The organism is Streptomyces sp. NTD107 (genome assembly GCF_059510435.1).
In genome coordinates, this window is the sequence record NZ_JCAJZV010000002.1 from 709,884 (window position 1) to 725,781 (window position 15,898).

12 protein-coding genes are annotated in these 15,898 nt (G+C 72.1%); 4 read left to right on the plus strand and 8 right to left on the minus strand.

Annotated elements, in window-relative coordinates; all coding sequences use genetic code 11:
• Positions 1-19 precede the first annotated feature (19 nt).
• A complete protein-coding gene (gene otnK / locus AC5WRL_RS07150; RefSeq protein ID WP_496087541.1) occupies positions 20-1,291 on the minus strand; it encodes a 3-oxo-tetronate kinase in 1,272 nt (423 codons plus the stop codon).
• A gap of 244 nt (positions 1,292-1,535) precedes the next feature.
• On the opposite strand from otnK, the gene AC5WRL_RS07155 reads away from it, so the two are divergent.
• The 4 genes from AC5WRL_RS07155 to AC5WRL_RS07170 all read left to right on the plus strand — a co-directional run bounded on the left by AC5WRL_RS07155 (position 1,536) and on the right by AC5WRL_RS07170 (position 6,811).
• Entirely contained in the window at positions 1,536-2,969 is a 1,434-nt protein-coding gene (locus AC5WRL_RS07155; protein ID WP_496087450.1) for a homoserine dehydrogenase, read from the plus strand.
• Between the two features lie 63 nt (positions 2,970-3,032).
• Positions 3,033-4,421 (plus strand): GntP family permease, encoded by a 1,389-nt coding sequence (locus AC5WRL_RS07160; RefSeq protein ID WP_496087451.1) that lies wholly within the window; start codon positions 3,033-3,035, stop codon positions 4,419-4,421.
• Positions 4,422-4,476: 55 nt separating this feature from the next.
• Entirely contained in the window at positions 4,477-5,304 is an 828-nt protein-coding gene (locus AC5WRL_RS07165; protein ID WP_496087452.1) for a DeoR/GlpR family DNA-binding transcription regulator, read from the plus strand.
• A gap of 67 nt (positions 5,305-5,371) precedes the next feature.
• On the plus strand, positions 5,372-6,811 hold the full coding sequence (locus AC5WRL_RS07170) for an FGGY-family carbohydrate kinase (RefSeq protein ID WP_496087453.1): 1,440 nt from the start codon (positions 5,372-5,374) through the stop codon (positions 6,809-6,811).
• A gap of 386 nt (positions 6,812-7,197) precedes the next feature.
• Here AC5WRL_RS07170 and AC5WRL_RS07175 read toward each other — a convergent pair whose 3' ends face one another.
• From AC5WRL_RS07175 to AC5WRL_RS07205, 7 genes are all read right to left on the minus strand, one after another.
• On the minus strand, positions 7,198-8,241 hold the full coding sequence (locus tag AC5WRL_RS07175) for an RNA polymerase sigma factor (RefSeq protein ID WP_496087454.1): 1,044 nt from the start codon (positions 8,239-8,241) through the stop codon (positions 7,198-7,200).
• A 155-nt stretch (positions 8,242-8,396) separates the two neighbouring features.
• On the minus strand, positions 8,397-10,313 hold the full coding sequence (dnaG, locus tag AC5WRL_RS07180; protein ID WP_496087455.1) for a DNA primase: 1,917 nt from the start codon (positions 10,311-10,313) through the stop codon (positions 8,397-8,399).
• A gap of 40 nt (positions 10,314-10,353) precedes the next feature.
• Entirely contained in the window at positions 10,354-10,965 is a 612-nt protein-coding gene (locus AC5WRL_RS07185) for a Uma2 family endonuclease (protein ID WP_496087456.1), read from the minus strand.
• Between the two features lie 118 nt (positions 10,966-11,083).
• Complete coding sequence (locus AC5WRL_RS07190; protein WP_496087457.1) at positions 11,084-12,832, minus strand: pyruvate dehydrogenase; 1,749 nt, start codon at positions 12,830-12,832, stop codon at positions 11,084-11,086.
• 42 nt (positions 12,833-12,874) lie between these two features.
• A complete protein-coding gene (locus tag AC5WRL_RS07195) occupies positions 12,875-13,339 on the minus strand; it encodes a GNAT family N-acetyltransferase (protein ID WP_496087458.1) in 465 nt (154 codons plus the stop codon).
• Between the two features lie 85 nt (positions 13,340-13,424).
• The gene (locus AC5WRL_RS07200) at positions 13,425-14,420 is read right to left on the minus strand and encodes an Acg family FMN-binding oxidoreductase (RefSeq protein ID WP_496087542.1); all 996 of its coding nucleotides are present in this window, start codon (positions 14,418-14,420) and stop codon (positions 13,425-13,427) included.
• Positions 14,421-14,563: 143 nt separating this feature from the next.
• On the minus strand, positions 14,564-15,817 hold the full coding sequence (locus tag AC5WRL_RS07205) for an NAD(P)/FAD-dependent oxidoreductase (RefSeq protein ID WP_496087543.1): 1,254 nt from the start codon (positions 15,815-15,817) through the stop codon (positions 14,564-14,566).
• Positions 15,818-15,898 lie beyond the last annotated feature (81 nt).

Sequence of the window (15,898 nt, forward strand, 5' to 3'; positions counted from 1 at the left end):
CACGCGTGACCCAGGTGAGTTACGCAAGGGCCCGCCAGCCCGCCGTGAAGATGTCCCGGTGGCCGAAGTTGCCCGATTTCAGGGCAAGGTTGTACGCCCGGCCGTCCGCCGCCGTACCGTGCGCCCACGAGACGCCGGGTGCCAGCGCGGGCCCCAGCTCAAGCCGCCGTACCTCCAGCGCCTGCACGACGCTCCCCGAGGTCTCGCCGCCCGCCACCAGGAACTGCCGGGCACCGGCCGCCGCGAACGCCGTGGCGCAGCCGGCCAGCGCCTCCTCCACCAGCTCTGCGGCCGGCCGCCTCCCGGCCGGCGGCGCCGCCTCCAGGTCCTCCAGCGAGTCCACCGCGTACACCAGCACCGGCTCGCCCGGCGCCGCCGCCCACCGCTCCCGCGCCCACGCCGTCAGCCGCGCCACCTCCGCCGGCAGGTCGGCGCGCAGCGCCGCCAGATCCAGCTTGCGGTGTGCCAGCCGGTCCCGGGCGTCGGCGATCTGCCCCCGGGTCGCGGAGGAGGCGCTGCCCGCCAGCACCGCGCGGTGCCCCGCCGCCACCGGCATCGCCGTGGTGGCCGGCGCGCCGGCCACCGCCGGCAGCCCCAGCGCGAGCCCGGAGCCGCCGGTCACCAGCGGATCGCCGGCCGTGACCTCGGCGATCACCGCGAGATCGCCCTCGTCGACGGCGTCGACCACCACATAGGTGCCGTCCGCCGCGTCGATCGCGGCCCGCAGCACGCCGGCCCCGGCCCGTACCACCGGCAGCGGTACCGTCGCCACCGCGTGCCGGGTCTGCGGGCGCAGCAGCGCGGCGACGTCCGATTCCGTCATCGGGGTCAGCGGATGGTGCCGCATGGAGCTCTCGCTCAGCAGTTGCCCGCCGACGAACAGATGCCCCTGGTACACGGTGCGCCCGGTGGCCGGGAAGGACGGCACCACGACCACCTTCGCCGCGCCCGGCTCCGTCAGCTCCGCCAGCAGCGCGTCCGCCACCGGTCCGATATTGCCGGCCGGGGTGGAGTCGAAGGTGGAGCAGTACTTGTCGTAGAAGCGCACACAGCCAAGACGCCGCAGGGCGTCCAGCGCCGCCACCGACTGCCGTACCGCTTCCTCGACCGGCGCGGTGCGGGTCTTCAGCGCGACCACCACCGCGTCCATGCCGGCCAGCCGCAGGTCCGCCAGCTGCTCGTCGCTGGGGACCCCCAGGGTGACGCTGGTGCGCAGCCCCCGGGCGACCCAGTTGGTGGCGAGGTCGGTGGCACCGGTGAAGTCATCGGCCACGCCGCCCCATCTGACCAGTCCTGCCGCCATGCGTCGTCACCGTCCGTTGCGCCGTTCTTACGTATCCGGATGAGAGGCGCTGTGATCCCACCGCGCCAATCTGTGAATTTATGGTACTACAGTTGACGCTCATGTTAATTGGCGTTACGTTCGCGCTCCATAGGCGGGTTCACCCGATTCACCCGCACGAGCAGCACCAGCAGCACCAGCAGCACCAGCAGCAGTCGATGCAGCAGCACAGCACCAGCGCCAGGAGGGCACCATGAACGCCGAGCCGCACGGGACGCGGGAAACCGTCACCTACGCACTGACGGGCGCGCGCGGCGGCTTCGCCCGTACGCTGCTCGCCCAGACCCGGCTCACCCCCGACGTCAAGCCGGCCGTCCTGTGCGACCTCGACACCGAAGGGGTCCTGGCGCTCGGCGCCGAACTGGGCTTCCCCACCGAAGGACCCGGCTCCCTGACCGTCGCCACCGACCGGGCCGGCCTCGCCGCCGCCCACGCCGCCGGCCGCACCGCCGTCGTCGCCGACATCACCCTGCTCGCCGCCGCGACCTACGACATCCTCGTCGAGGCCACCGGCAACCCCGCCGTCGGCTACCGCGCCGCCCGCACCGCCCTGACCGGCGGCCACCACGTGGCGATGGTCAGCAAGGAGGTCGACTCCGTCAGCGGCGTCGAACTCGCCACCCTCGCCGCCGACTGCGGCCTCGTCTACACCACCGCCACCGGCGACCAGCCCGCCAACCTCATCCAGCTCTTCGACTGGGCCCACGGCCTCGGCCTGGAGATCGTCGCCATCGGCAAGTCCAGCGAGTACGACCTCGTCTACGACCCCGAGCGCGGCACCGTCACCCAGCTCGACCAGACCATCGACGCCCCCGCCCTCGGCACCCTGCTGAAGCTGCCGCCGGCCACCGACCCGGACGGCGTACGCACCACCCTCGCCGCCCGCGCCGCCGCCGTCACCGCCCTCAAGCGCAGCGCCGCCGCCGACTACTGCGAGATGGCCGTCGTCGCCACCAGCACGGGCTTCACCCCCGACGTCGAGGCGCTGCACTACCCCGTGGCCCGCACCGCCGAACTCGCCGACATCTACGCCCTGCGCGAGCACGGCGGCGTCGTCACCCGCCCCGGGATCGTGGACGTCTTCAGCGTGCTGCGGCTCCCCGAAGAAGCCAGCTTCGCCGGCGGCGTGTTCGTCATCGTCCGCACCCACGACCCCGTCACCTGGGAGACGCTGCGCCAGAAGGGCCACGTCGTCAGCCGCGACGGGCGGTACGCCTGCCTGTACCTCCCCTACCACCTGATGGGTGTCGAGACCCCGACCACCCTTCGCGACGCCGTCCTGCGCGGCATCCCCGCCGGCTCCCCCACCCCCGCCCAGCACGTCGTCCTCGCCGGGCGCGCCACCCAGGACCTGACCGCCGGCACCGTCCTGACCATGGGCGGCCACCACCACGAGGTGACCGGCGTCGCCCCGGTGCTGCTGCCCGCCGCCGACGCCCCCGCCGGCACCGCGCCGCTGTATCTGGCCGCGCACGCCACCCTCGTACGGGATGTGGCGGCCGGCTCACTGCTCACCCTCGACGACGTGACCGGGTACGACCCCGACCTGCTCACCGCCTGGACCGCCGGGCGCGACGCGTACCGGGCGCCCACCGCCGGAAGCACCACCGCCCCCACCACCCCCTGACTCCCCCACACCCCCTCCCCAGGACGGCCGCAGTGACGCGGCCATGAAACAAAGAGGTTCGCCATGTCCGACGCCTACACGCTCTTCGCGTTCGGCGCGGCGATCGCGGCGCTGGTGCTGCTGATCGCCAAGTTCAAGGTCCACCCGGTGGCCACCCTGTTCATCATCGTCACCTCGCTGGGCCTGGTGCTCGGCATGGGCGGCACCAAGACGATAGAGCTGATCACCACCGGCTTCGGCAACACCATGGCCAACGTGGGTCTGCTGGTCATCTTCGGCTGTGTGCTGGGCAAGATGCTGGAGCTGAGCGGGGCGGCGCTGCGCATCACCCGGGCCGCGCTCAGCCTGTTCTCGGGGCGCAAGGTGCCGTGGGCCATCGCCCTGGCCTCCACCGTCGTCGGCATTCCGCTGATCGCCGACACCGTCGTCCTGATGCTGATCCCGGTGGTCTCGGCGATCGCGTACCAGACGAAGATGTCGATGATGCGGCTCGGCCCGATCCTGTACATCGGCGCCTATGTGATGACCTCGCTGGTCCCGCCGGGCCCGGGGCCGCTGGCGGCCAGCGCGCTGCTGGGCGTGGACCTGGGGCAGGCGACGCTGTGGGGGCTCGTGGTGGCCATCCCCGGCATCATCGTGGCCACGCTGTACCTGCTCACCATCAAGACGCATGTCGAGCCGAAGGCCGAGTTCGTGGCGCACCTGACCGGTGGGGCCGGCAACGGCGGCACGGGCGCCACCGGTACCGGTGGCGGCGGCACGGACGCCGAGGAGGAGGAGCGCAGGCTCCCCCCGCTGTGGATGTCGCTCGTGCCGGTCTTCCTGCCGATCGTGCTCATCATGATGAACTCGCTCGTGGTCGACATGGTCGAGACCGAGAACACCTTCGGCAAGGTCCTGGAGTTCCTCGGCTCGCCCGTCATAGCCCTGTTCCTGGGCTGCCTGGTCGCGCTGCCGCTGTTCGGCCGCCGCTGGTCCAGCAAGGAGACCCTGAACGACCTGTTCGAGGCCGGCCTGAAGCTGGCCGCCATGCCGCTCGCCCTCACCGGCGTCGGCGGCGCGCTCGCCACCATCATCCGGGACACCGAAGTGGCGGACTCCGTCGCCGAGATGATCCAGGACTGGGGCCTGTCCCCGATCATCGTGCCGTTCCTGGTGGCCGCCGCCATCTGCACCATCACCGGTTCGAATATCCTCGGCGTGATGACCGCCGCCGCGATCATGGAACCGCTCGCCGAGGGCCTGGGCATCTCCGCGCTGGCCATCTACTTGGCGTGCGGCACCGGAGCGCAGATCATGAAGCACGCCAACTCCTCGGGCTTCTGGGTCACCACCACCCTGTCCAACATGACCGTCGGCCAGGGCATCCGTTCCATCGGCGTGGCCTCGGCCCTGTCCGGGGTCACCGGCTTCGCGATCGTGTACGCGCTGTACGGGTTCGGCGTCATCTGACGGCCGGCATCCGGCATGTGACATCCGGCAGACAGACACACAAGGAGGCACCACGGTGTCGTCAGAAGGGCCCGCGGCGTCGCAGGCGTCCCCGGACACCCCGCTGATCCCGGATCAGCGCCGGGAGCTGCTGATCAAGCTGCTGCGCGGGCACTCGGTGCTCAGCGTGCACCAGCTGACCGAGTTGCTCGGGGTCTCCCACATGACGGTACGGCGCGACATCGCCGCGCTGGAACGGCAGGGGCGCGCCGTATCGGTCCCCGGCGGGGTCCGCATCGCCGGGCAGCTGCACCATGAGCCGAGCTTCATCGACAAGTCGACCATGGACCAGCCGGCGAAGCTCGCCATCGCCGCCCGCGCCGGGGAACTCCTCCAGGACGGCACCACCGTGTATCTGGACGCCGGCACCACCTGTCAGGCCCTGGTCCCGCACCTCGTGCGGCGCCAGGGCATGACGGTGGTGACCAACGACTTCACCACGGCCAACGCCCTGATGGGCAACCCGGATGTGGAGGTCATCCACACCGGGGGCCGCATAGAGCACGCCAACCGCTCGACGGTCGGGCGGCTCGCGGCGCAGACGCTGACGCAGCTGGCGCTGGACATCGCCTTCATCTCCACCAGTTCGTGGGATATCCAGCGCGGGGTGACCACGCCGTCGCCGGCGAAGGTGGAGGTCAAACAGGCGGCGATGGCGAGCGCGTCGCGGTCGGTGCTGCTGACCGGGTCCGCCAAGTACGGGACGTTCGGCATGTACCGGGTGGCCGCGCTGGGCGAGTTCGAGTCGATCGTCACGGATGGGGATCTGTCGCAGGCGGCGCGGGACACGCTGCGCGCGCAGGGCATCGACACGGTCATCGCCGAGTCCACCGCTACAGAGTGATGATCGGAGTGTCACAACACTGATCGGTGGGGGCGGATGTCCGGCGCGGTAAGGCATCATCTGCCACATGGGGATTGTCGCCGGTCTGGACAGCTCGTCCGTTTACACCCGCATCGTGGTCTGTGACACCGATACGGGCCACGTGGTACGGCACGGCCACGCCGACCACCCGGCCGCCGAAGCCACCCCGGAAGCATGGCTGCTGTCACTGGGCGAGGCGGCGGACGGCGGGGTACTCGAAGACGTCGCCGCGATCGGGGTGGCCGCCCAGGCCAACGCCGTCGTCGCGCTCGACGAGACCAGCACCCCCGTACGGGCCGCCTCCCCCGGCGTCGGCGCCAAGGACCGTACGCAGTCGGCGGCGCTGGACGCCGCGGCGCGAGAACTGGTCGACGCCCTCGGCGGACCCGACGCGTGGACCCGGGCCGTCGGCTCCGTACCCCAGGGCGCGCAGCCGGTCGCCCGGCTGCGCCGGCTGGCCCGGGACAACCCGGAGGCCGCGCGGCGGGTGGCGGGGGTGGCACTCGCCCAGGACTGGCTGGTGTGGCAACTGCTCGGCCGGCCCGCCCGGATGGCCACCGACCGGGGCGGGGCCTCCAGCACCGGATACTGGTCCCCGGTCGGCGGGGACTGGCGGCCCGAACTGGTGGAACTGGCCCTGGGGCACCCGGTGGCGCTGCCCGAGGTGCTGGCCCCGGCGCAGCCGGCCGGGCGCACCCCGGAAGGACAGCTGATCTCGGCCGGCACCGGCGAGACGATGGCGGCGGCGTTCGGACTGGGGGTCGGCCCCGGGGACGCGGTGATCTCGCTCGGGGCCTCCGGATCGGTGTGCGCGGTGCACGGGGCGGCGCTGCCGCCGGACAGCAGCGGCGCGGTCACCGCGTACGCGGACGCCACCGGCCACCACCTTCCGGTGGTGCGCACGCTGAACGCGGTACGGGTGCTGCGGGGCACGGCGGAGCTGCTTGGCTGCGACCTGCCGGCACTGTCGGAGCTGGCGATGCGGTCCACTCCGGGGGCGCACGGGCTGGTGTTCCTGCCGTACCTGGCGGGCGAACGGGTGCCGGCACTGCCGCACGCGGCGGGCACGCTCACCGGTCTGCGCCGGGAGAGCATGAAGCCGGAACATCTGGCGCGGGCCGCCTTCGAGGGCATGCTGTGCGGCCTGGCGGACGCGGCCGACGTCCTGCGGGGGCGCGGGGTACGGATCGACCGCGTCTTCCTGCTCGGCGCGGCGGCGGACCTCCCGGCCGTACGCGAGCTGGCGCCGGCCCTGCTCGGCGCCCCGGTGGTGGTCCCGGCCCCGGCGGCCTACACGGCGCTGGGCGCGGCCCGGCAGGCGGCCTGGGCCCTGGGCGTGGAACAGGGCACGCTGTCCGCCGACACACCCCCGAAGTGGCCGGAACCGGCGGGCGAGACCCACCACCCGGGCGAGGCGGCGGCAACGGGCACGGCGATCCGCCAGCAGTACGCGGCGGTGCGGGGGGCTACCCACCCGGAGACGTGAGGGCGCGCGGGAGCGGGGCGGGGCGCGGAGCCCCGCGATCGCGGGGCCGACATGATCCACACCAGCGCCCCGGGGACGCCGGGTGGAACACCCCCGCAAGCGCGGGGAGCGGGCGGAAATCTCCGCAACCTCGACGAGGTCAACGGGAACGACCCCGCAGCTGCGGGGAGCAGTGACACCATGCGCCGTGGCGGGCGCACGTGCAGGGGCCAACCCCGCATCTGCGGGGGTGTTCCGACCAGTCAGGAGGCGTTCCTACGGCTGCGGGAGTCGGACCCGCGCATGCGGGGCTGTTCCCCCCGGCGGGCGCGGGCCTCCAGATCGGCGCGGACCGATCCCCGCGCAGGCGGGGCACGCTTCGTGACCGTCAGGTGTTGCTCCGCCGCTCAGTCCAGGTAGCCGCGCAGTTGGTTGGCGTACGCGTGGTCGCGGAGTTTGCCCAGTGTCTTGTGCTCGATCTGGCGGATGCGTTCCCGCGTGACGCCGAACAGCCGGCCGATCTCCTCCAGTGTCCGGGGCCGGCCGTCCGTCAGGCCGTAGCGCAGTTCGACCACCCGCCGCTCCCGGTCCCCCAGGGTGGACAGCACGGCCTCCAACTGCTCCCTCAGCAGCAGAAACGCCGCCGACTCGGCCGGCGACGGGATGTCCACGTCCTCGATCAGATCGCCGAGGTTGACGTCGTCCTCCTCCCCCACCGGGGACTGGAGGGATATCGGGTCCTGCGCGAGCCGCAGTATCTCCGTCACCCGCGCCGCCGTCAGGCCCAGCAGTACGCCGACCTCCGCCGGCGACGGCTCGTACCCGCGCTCCTGGAGGACCCGGCGCTGCACCCGCACCACCCGGTTGATCAGCTCCACCACATGCACCGGGACCCGTATCGTACGGGCCTGGTCCGCGATCGCCCGCGACATGGCCTGGCGGATCCACCACGTCGCGTACGTCGAGAACTTGAACCCCCGCGCGTAGTCGAACTTCTCCACCGCCCGGATCAGCCCGAGGTTTCCCTCCTGGACCAGATCCAGCATGGTCAGACCGCGCCCGATGTACCGCTTCGCGACCGACACCACCAGCCGCAGATTGGCCTCGATCAGCTGCCGCTTGGCCCGCCGGCCGCGCACCACCAGCTGGTCGAGGTCCAGGGCCAGCCGCGGGTCCTGGCGCTCCTGGCCCCGGGCCGTGGCCGCCGCCAGCCGTTCCTCGGCGAACAGTCCGGCCTCGATCCTGCGGGCCAGCTCCACCTCTTCGGCCGCCGTCAGCAGCGGGATGCGGCCGATCTCCCGCAGGTACTGCCGGAAGAGGTCGGCCGACGCGCCCGAGGCCGTGCCGGGTGGGGATGGCTTCGCGCGCCGGGCCGGGGCCGGCATCCGCACCGGGGCTGGTGCCGGGGCCGTGGCCGGGATGTCGAGGATCTGGCTCTGCACGGGCGACACGGGCGACCTCCACGGTGATCGCAACCGGTGGGTGGGGAGGGGCTATCCGGTTACGAGAGGCATGCGTCCTTTTTTTGTGCTGGCGGCTCCTGGTGTGCTATGCCCAATTACCCCGCTGTTACACGGGGTTCACGCGCCGGGTGGACGGCGTCCGGTCACCCGTACAGCGCCGCCGGGCCGCGGGCCTGCAAGGCCGTGCGGTACTGCTGGAGCGTCCACAGCTGCTGCCGCTCCGCCGCCGCCTGGCTGTTCGCGGACTGCGCCTCGATCCGGCGCGCCACGATCTCCAGGTCGCGCATGCGCTGTTCGACGGCGGCCAGCCGGACCCGTACCAGATGCTCGCCCGCGTACCGCTCGTCGGGGGCGCGCGAGGTGAGTGGCGCCTCGACGGTCAGCTCCCGGATGAGGATGCGTACGGTGTCGTCGGGGGCCGCGTCCAGCACCCGGGTCACCAGTCCCTCGCCGGCGTCCGTGACCCCGCCCGCCGCCGCGATGATGCGCCGCACCTGGGCGTACGGCGGCGCGGTGAACTCGCTCTCCTCGTAGGCGTCGAAGGCCGGCGCCACCAGGTGCGGGAACTGGAGGGCGAGCTTGAGGAGTTCGCGTTCGACCTGGTGGGCGGGGTTGCGCGGGTCGACGGCCGGGCCGCGCCGCTCGGGCACCGGGGCCGGCGCCGGGGCCGGTACGGACCTGCGCCCGCCCCGCTGCGGCTCGCCGCGCTGCTTGCGCTCGCGCTCCCAGCGGGCGAGCTGGGCGACCCGCTTGACGACGAACTCGTCGTCGGGGATGCCGACCAGCCCGGCCAGCCGGGTGGCGTACTGGTGCTGGAGCGAGGAGTCCTTCAACTGCGCCAGCACCGGGGTGGCCTGCTCGATGGCCGCCGAACGGCCCTCCGCCGTCTCCAGATTGTGCCGCGCGGTGATCGACCTGAGGGCGAACTCGAACAGCGGCGTCCGGGTCTCGACCATGTCCGCCACGGCCTGATCGCCGTGCGCCAGCCGCAGATCGCACGGGTCCATCCCGCCCGGCGAGATCGCGATCGACGTCCTGGCCGCGAACCGCTGGTCGTCGTCGAAGGCGCGCAGCGCCGCCTTCTGCCCGGCCGCGTCGCCGTCGAACGTGAAGACCACCTCACCGGCCCGGTGCGAGCCGCTGTCGTCCATCAGCACCCGGCGCAGGATCTTGATGTGCTCGCCGCCGAAGGCCGTACCGCAGGTGGCGATGGCGGTGGTGACACCGGCCAGATGGCAGGCCATCACGTCCGTGTACCCCTCGACGACCACCGCGCGGTTGTCCTTGGCGATGTCGCGCTTGGCGAGGTCGATGCCGTACAGCACCTGCGACTTGCGGTAGAGCGGGGTCTCGGGGGTGTTGAGGTACTTCGGACCGGTGTCGTCGTCGCGCAGCTTGCGGGCGCCGAAGCCGATCACCTCGCCCGTGATGTCGCGGATCGGCCAGATCAGCCGGCCCCGGAAGCGGTCGATGGGGCCGCGCTGCCCGTCCTGGGCGATGCCGGAGGTGATCAGCTCGCGGTCGGTGAAGCCCCGGCCGCGCAGATACCGCACCAGCTGGTCCCAGCCGGCCGGCGCGTAGCCGACCCCGAAGTGCGCGGCGGCCTGCTCGTCGAAGCCGCGCTCCTGAAGGAAGCGGCGGCCGATCTCCGCCTCCGGCGAGCCGAGCCGCTCGGTGAAGAACGCGGCGGCCACCTTGTGGGCCTCGATCAGCCGGGTGCGCTCGCCCTGCTGCCGGTTGGAGTTGTAGCCGCCCTGCTCGTAGCGGAGGGTGATGCCGGCCTGGGCGGCGAGCCGCTCGACGGACTCGGCGAAGGTGAGGTGCTCCAGCTTCATCAGGAAGCTGATGCTGTCGCCGCCCTCCTGGCAGCCGAAGCAGTGGAAGAGCCCCTTGCTGGGCGACACCTGGAACGACGGGGACTTCTCGTCGTGGAACGGGCACAGGCCCTTCAGATTGCCGCCGCCCGCGCTGCGCAGCTGAAGGTACTCGGACACGACGGAGTCAATCGGGACCGCGTCCCGTACCGCCTTCACATCGTCGTCATTGATCCTGCCCGCCACACCGGCAGTCTACGACCGCCCACCGACAGCCGGGACTGCCTCACTGGCTGGGCGCATCCTCTGGCCGCCCGAAGTCTGACGTATCGAGCTCGAAGCCAAACGGCTCAGGAATAGCCAGCGGCTGCCCGAAGGAGACACTGGCGTGCGCCCGATAGCCGTTTGGCGAATTTCCCCAGAACACCGTGGCTTCCTCCTCCTGCATGTCCAGAAGCAGGTACACAGGCACGTGTCGGCCGTAGACCGCGAGTTTATCCTTGATGTCGTTGCCCCGCGTGGAGGGCGAGGTCAGCTCGGCGACCAAAGAGAGAGCGGCCCCATTCACCGGTCCGCGCATCTGCTCAAACGCCGCCACGTCAGCGACATAAAGATCCGGCGCGTAGGCACGGGTGGCTTTCGGAAACGCGAAGAGGAATGGTGACGTATCCGCGTCTTGCCCATCGGGGGCGTGGGGATCCAGGAGTTGCCGCAGTCGCTTCATGGGCCGCTTATAATAAGGACTCTGAAACGGCGACACAACAATTGCCCCCTCGATAATCTCAGCCTTGAAGCCGTCAGGCGTGTCCAGGTCAAGCGCGATCTGGAGCAGATCCTCAAACTCCCCCGGAGCGAAGTGATCTGCCGCTACCGGACGCTCCAGCACGGTGGTCACCATGAACCTCCTTCGGTCTGGCTCTCGCATGCCCTGCCTCCCTCACCCTAGGCCCGATTGATCATCCCATCACTCCTGTCACCATAAGGCCATTCGAAAGAGTTAACGATGGGACCCGGGTTTACGGCCGGGGAATGTGGCGGAGATTGGAGCGGGCCAGCTGCACCATCTTTCCCACGCCGCCGTCCAGCACCATCTTGCCGGCCGACAGGGCGAAGCCCGTCACCATCTCGGCCTTGATCTTCGGCGGGATGGACAGCGCGTGCGGGTCGGTGACCACGTCCACCAGCGCCGGGCCCTTGTGCTTGAGGGCGGCCCGCAGCGCGGAGCGCAGGTCCTTCGGCTTCTCCACCCGTGCCGCGTGCACCCCGCACGCCTCCGCGACGGCGGCGAAGTCGGGGTTGTGGTGGGCCGTGCCGTACGCCGGCAGGCCGGCCACCAGCATCTCCAGCTCCACCATGCCCAGCGAGGAGTTGTTGAACAGCACCACCTTCACCGGCAGGTCGTACTGGACGAGGGTGAGGAAGTCACCCATCAGCATGGTGAACCCGCCGTCGCCCGACATCGAGATCACCTGCCGCCGCCGGTCGGTGAACTGCGCCCCGATGGCCTGCGGCAGCGCGTTGGCCATCGAGCCGTGGCTGAACGACCCGATCACCCGGCGCCGGCCGTTCGGTGTGAGGTAGCGCGCCGCCCACACGTTGCACATCCCGGTGTCCACCGTGAAGACCGCGTCGTCCGCCGCCTCCTCGTCCAGTACCGACGCCACGTACTCGGGGTGGATCGGGGTGTGCTTCTCCACCTTCCTCGTATACGCGCCGACCACCCCCTCCAGGGCCTCCGCGTGCTTCCTCAGCATCCGGTCCAGGAACCGCCGGTCGGTCTTGGCGCGGACCCGCGGGGTCAGGCAGTCCAGCGTCTCCTTCACGTCCCCCCACACCGCCAGGTCGAGGGTCGAGCGCCGCCCCAGGTGTTCGGGGCGGACGTCCACCTGGGCGATCCGGACGTCCGGGCCGCTGGGCAGGAAGGCGTTGTACGGGAAGTCCGTGCCGAGCAGGAGCAGCAGGTCGCACTCGTGGGTGGCCTCGTACGCCGCGCCGTAGCCGAGCAGTCCGCTCATGCCGACGTCGTACGGGTTGTCGTACTGAATCCACTCCTTGCCGCGCAGGGCGTGGCCGACCGGCGCGTTGACGCGTTCGGCGAAGCGCATCACCTCGGCGTGCGCCCCCGCCGTGCCGCTGCCGCAGAACAGCGTGACCCGGTCCGCCTCGTCCACCATCCGCGCCAGCGCCTCGATCTGGCTGTCCGCCGGGCGTACGGCGGGGCGGCTGGTGACCAGGGCGTGTTCCTCGGCGCGCTCGGCGGCCGGCTCGGCGGCGATGTCCCCGGGGAGGGCGAGGACGCTGACGCCGCCCCGGCCGATCGCGTGCTGGATGGCGGTCTGGAGCACGCGCGGCATCTGGCGGCGGTTGGAGATCAGCTCGCAGTAGTGGCTGCACTCGCGGAACAGCTGGTCCGGGTGGGTCTCCTGGAAGTAGCCGGTGCCGATCTCGCTGGAGGGGATGTGGGAGGCGAGGGCGAGCACCGGCGCCATGGAGCGGTGGGCGTCGTACAGGCCATTGATGAGGTGCAGATTGCCGGGGCCGCAGGAGCCGGCGCAGGCGGCGAGCCGGCCGGTGATCTGGGCCTCGGCGCCGGCCGCGAAGGCGGCGGTCTCCTCGTGCCGCACCTGGATCCAGTCGATGGAGCGGTGGCGCCGGATGGCGTCCACGACGGGGTTGAGGCTGTCCCCGACGACGCCGTACAGGCGCCGCACCCCGCTGCGTACCAGGATGTCGACGAACTGCTCCGCCACGGTCTGTTTGGCCATCGCTCACGCACCTCCATGAGCAACGTAACCGCATATGGGGGGTTATGCCCGGGCGGGAATCCGCCGGGTGAGGAGGTAGTGCGCGCCGATCCCCTCGATCGTGAACGCCTCGCCCCGCACCGTGTAGCCGTGCCGCTCGTAGAAGCCGCGCGCCGCGGCGCGGCCGTTGCACCACAGCAGCCCGGCGCCGCGCGCCGCCGCCTCGGTCTCGGCGGCGGCGAGCAGGGCGGCGCCGTAACCCAGGCCCCGGGCGGCCGGGGCGCTCGCCATGCCTCGGAACCGGTAGGCGGTGGTGGGCTCGCCGTCCAGTGGATCGGGGAAGAGCGTGACGCACGCCAGCACCGCCGTACCTCCGTCTGCGGCGTACGCCGCCAGATGGAAGGTCCCCGGCAGCGGGTCCTCGCCGAATTCCGCGCTCACGGCCGGCAGCCCCGGGCGCAGCACTTCGTGGCGCAGCCCAAGGATCTCGGTGACGGGAACGACGGCGGTACGGATCGTGCTGCTCATGGGGCCACTGTAGTGACGCCGCCGAGGCCGGTGCTGGTGCCGGTGCCCGCGCCCGTGATGGCGAGGGCGAGGGCGAGGGCGATGATCAGACGATCTCCAGGAGCTGATCCACCGGGCGGCGCGGCGAGCGCGGCACCGGCGGCCCGTACCCCAGCCGCAGCACCATCTGCACCTGCCCCATGCCCGACTCCGGGTCCCGTACCGGCCAGCGCAGCTCCGGCCACTCCAGCACCTGGGTGGTGAGCGCGGTGGACAGCCCGTACTCGGTGGCCAGCAGCAGCACCCGCTCCATGGCCTGACCGGCCCGCAGCCAGTCGGCCGGCCGGTCCTCGGCGGTGCCGAGCAGCGCGAGCTGCGGCTCCTCCTCGTACGGGGTGGGGTCGCCCTCCCCGAACGCGCTGTGCCGGCCGGCGAAGTCCCGCACCGGAATGCCGTTGTAGCCGCTGTACGGGCCGAGCACCTGGTTCACCACCCCGTCGGTCGCGGTCCGCGCCTGCTCGGGGGTGCGGGTCCAGCGCTCCTGTTCCTCCGTACGGGCCGGAGTGGACCGGTCGCGGCCCTCCGCGTCCCGGACCAGCTCCAGGATCGCCCGGACATGCCAGACGGAGGGGAAGTGCAACTGCCCGCCCTCCAGCTCGGCGGCGCGGCGCAGCCTGGCCCGTACCGGCTCCGGCACCAGCTCGTCGCGGAACGGCTGCCGGCTGCTGCGCCGCCGCGCGATGGTGGGGTGCAGCCGGGCGAGCACCGGGTCGGGGTCGGGGGTGCCGGTGGGGGCCAGCCGGACCGTGGCCAGCAGCCGCGGATCGTACGGGTCGGGCAGCAGGGTCACCACCGGCTCCCAGCCGGCGTGGGCGGCGGCCACCCGCAGATTGAACAGCGCGGCGCCGCAGCCCAGATGCAGCGCGCGGCCGTGCGGGTCGCTGTGCGGGAGGGTACGGTCCAGGGCGGCGCTCAGCTGGAAGGTGGCGGTGTCGCGCCGGAAGCGGAACCGCCAGGGCTGCGCGTTGAACATGGACGGGGCGGCCCCGGCCGCCGCCACCAGCGAGGCCAGGGTCTGCTCATCAAGCGTCCCGTCCCGCACCACCTGCCGCCACCTCGCTCCGGTCTCGGCGCCTCCAGATGCTTTTGCACCCATATGACACCTTATGCCGGATCGGGCGCCGGGCGCGGGCCAACGGCTCCCGCGCCCGGCGACCCGGCGGCCCTGCGACCCGGCGACCGGGATCAGAGCGAGGCCAGCTCCGTGGCCGGATCGGCGAGCGCGTCCGCATCCACCGGCCGTCCCGAACGGATCAGCTCCTGGATCGGCTCGGTCACATCCCACACATTCATGTTCAGCCCCGCCAGCACCCGGCCCTCCCCACTCAGCCAGAACGCGATGAACGCCCGCTTGCCCACCTCGCCCCGGTACACCACCCGGTCATACGAACCGGGCGGTGCCCAGCCCGAGTACTCAAGCCCCATGTCGTACTGATCGGAGAAGAAGTACGGCACCCGGTCGTACGCCACCTCCCGCCCCAGCATCGACCGCGCCGCCGCCGGGCCGGAGTGCAGGGCGTTCGCCCAGTGCTCCACCCGCCGCCGCCCGCCCTCGGCCAACCGGAAGGCCGCGATGTCACCGGCCGCGTAGATGTGCGGATCGCTGGTCCGCAGCGCCGCGTCCACCGCCACCCCGCCCGTGTCCTCGGCCAGCTTGAGCCCGGCCGCCTCCGCCAGCGCCGTACGGGGCCGCACCCCGATCGCCGCCAGCACGGCGCGCGCCGGAATCTCCGCACCGTCGTCCGTCACCACCCCGGCGACCTGCCCGTCCCGGCCGGAGATCGAGGCGAGCCGGCAGCCGAACCGGAACTCCACCCCGTGCTCCTGGTGCAACGCCGTGAACACCTCCCCCAGCTCCGGGCCCAGCACCCCGTGCAGCGGGGTCGGCGACGGCTCCACGACCACCACCGGCGTACCCAGCTCGCGGGCGGCGGCGGCCACCTCAAGCCCGATCCAGCCCGCGCCCGCGATGACCAGCGGATCCCGCCCACGGGTCCGGTCCGCCAGCACCGCGCGCAGATGGTCGGCGTGCGCCAGCCGGCGCAGATGGTGCACCCCGGCCAGGCCGCGCGCCCCCGGGATCTGAAGCCGGTGCGGCTCGGCCCCGGTCGCCAGCAGCAGAGCGTCGTACGGGACCCGGGTACCGTCCCCGAGCCGCACCTCCCGGCCCTCCCGGTCGATGTGCACCGCCTGCTGGCCCAGATGCAGCTCGATGCGGTGGGTGGCGTACCAGGACGGCTCGTGGACGTAGACGCTCTCCTTGGCCGCGCTGCCGATCAGGTAGCCCTTGGACAGCGGGGGACGCTCATAGGGCTGCTCGTGTTCGTCACCGATGAGGATGACCCGGCCGCCGAAGCCCTCATCCCGCAGGGCCTGGGCGGCCTTCGCGCCGGCCAGCCCACCCCCGATGATCACGAACGTACGGTGCGCACCGTCCATGCCGTCCACAGCGACCACGCTGTCCACACTGTCCACGCGCTGCCTCCTTGCCGCAGGTGCCCCCGGTTGTGCGGGGGGCGG

Bases quoted from the DNA above. Each gene is read 5' to 3' on its own strand.
- AC5WRL_RS07155 (WP_496087450.1), top strand. From the start codon at position 1,536: ATGAACGCCGAGCCGCACGGGACGCGGGAAACCGTCACCTACGCACTG.
- AC5WRL_RS07160 (WP_496087451.1), top strand. From the start codon at position 3,033: ATGTCCGACGCCTACACGCTCTTCGCGTTCGGCGCGGCGATCGCGGCG.
- AC5WRL_RS07170 (WP_496087453.1), top strand. From the start codon at position 5,372: ATGGGGATTGTCGCCGGTCTGGACAGCTCGTCCGTTTACACCCGCATC.
- AC5WRL_RS07185 (WP_496087456.1), bottom strand. From the start codon at position 10,965: ATGGTGACCACCGTGCTGGAGCGTCCGGTAGCGGCAGATCACTTCGCT.
- AC5WRL_RS07190 (WP_496087457.1), bottom strand. From the start codon at position 12,832: ATGGCCAAACAGACCGTGGCGGAGCAGTTCGTCGACATCCTGGTACGC.
- AC5WRL_RS07195 (WP_496087458.1), bottom strand. From the start codon at position 13,339: ATGAGCAGCACGATCCGTACCGCCGTCGTTCCCGTCACCGAGATCCTT.
- AC5WRL_RS07205 (WP_496087543.1), bottom strand. From the start codon at position 15,817: ATGGACGGTGCGCACCGTACGTTCGTGATCATCGGGGGTGGGCTGGCC.